We start from the raw sequence: 1,248 nt of genomic DNA on the forward strand, positions 1-1,248 counted from the left end.
TTGATTGCTTGGGTGGCTGGGCGTGGTGGTGGGCCGTCTGTCGCGGCGGTGGGCGTGGTCTCCTGGGGTCTCCGGTCGGTGGTCGGGGGCTGATGTGGGTCAGCCGGGTGCGGGGATCGCCGCGATTCGGGTGAACGCGGTGGTGAGCTGGGTGGCCCAGGGCCAGGTGGCCGGGATGCGTAGCCAGCGGCGGCGTTGGCCGTGGGTCAGTCGAGCGGCGGTGTGCAGCAGGCGGTAGCGCAGCCGTTTCGGTTCGGCGGTGGCGAGGTCACCGTCGAGGGCGTGTAGTTGCAGCCAGGCGATGAGGTCCGCGGCGATCGTGGCGGCGACACACCAGGCTTGGTTGATGGCGAACTCGCGGGAGGGTAGTCGGCGAAGGCCGGTGTCTTTGGCGCAGCGGATCCGGTCCTCGACCCGGGCGTGGGCCCGGTGCCGGGCCTCGATCCATTGCGGGGCGCCGGCTTGGGTGTTCGTGATGATCGCGGTGTAGCGCCAGCCGTCGCGTTCCTCGAACAGCGACAGTTGCGCGCCGGGGTGCGGGCGTTCCCGGCGGACGATGACCCGCGCGTCTTCGGGCCAGCCGGTCATGGTCAGCAGGCCGGTCAACTCGGCGATCTGGGCGCCCTCGCGGACACCGCCGTCGGCGGCCAGCGCCGGTGTCCATGCCGGGGCGGGCAGGGCGGTGATGGCGGCGCGTTCGGCGTCGGTGATTGACCAGCCGATCGAGTACTCGACTCGCCGGCGGCGGGTGTTCAGGCTGGTGAGCCAGTCGAGCACCTTGTGGGTAGCGGCGGCGCTGTCACCCCGGATGAGCAGATGCCGCCGATGCGCGGCGGGCAGCTGCGCGATCGCGTCGGCGAGCACGTCGAGATGATCGACGGCGGTGTTCGCGCCCGCGTTGCCCGGCCGCAGCGCGATGGCGAGCATCTCGCCGGTGTTGTCGCAGGTCACCAGGATGGGGTGGAAGCCGTACGTGTGTTTGTAGGTCGGCGCGGCGCCGTCCTTGTCGCTGTGGGCGAGCACGATCGTGGAGTCCACGTCCAGCACGACCACGCCGTCGCCGATGTCCCGGCCGGCCGCCCGAGCTGCCGGTGGCCCGCCCAACAGGTGCCACATCCGGGCCCGGACCTTCGCCCGCGCCGCCGCGATACGCCGCAACTGGGTCGCGCCGATCTCGTCGAGGGCCCGCCAGACGGTGGTGTCCGAGGCGACCGGCCCGAACACCTCATGCTGGTGGCGCAGCACGTC

Annotated in this window: 1 protein-coding gene; it reads right to left on the reverse strand. The window is 71.9% G+C overall.

Translation table 11 applies throughout. The features are described 5' to 3' along the window. Nucleotides 1-99: 99 nt before the first annotated feature. Nucleotides 100-1,248: IS1380 family transposase (locus ACFP2T_RS47910; protein WP_377434778.1), on the reverse strand; the 1,149-nt coding region annotated here is incomplete at its 5' end.

Origin of the sequence: Plantactinospora solaniradicis (assembly GCF_042658085.1) — a bacterium.
GTDB lineage: Bacteria > Actinomycetota > Actinomycetes > Mycobacteriales > Micromonosporaceae > Plantactinospora > Plantactinospora solaniradicis.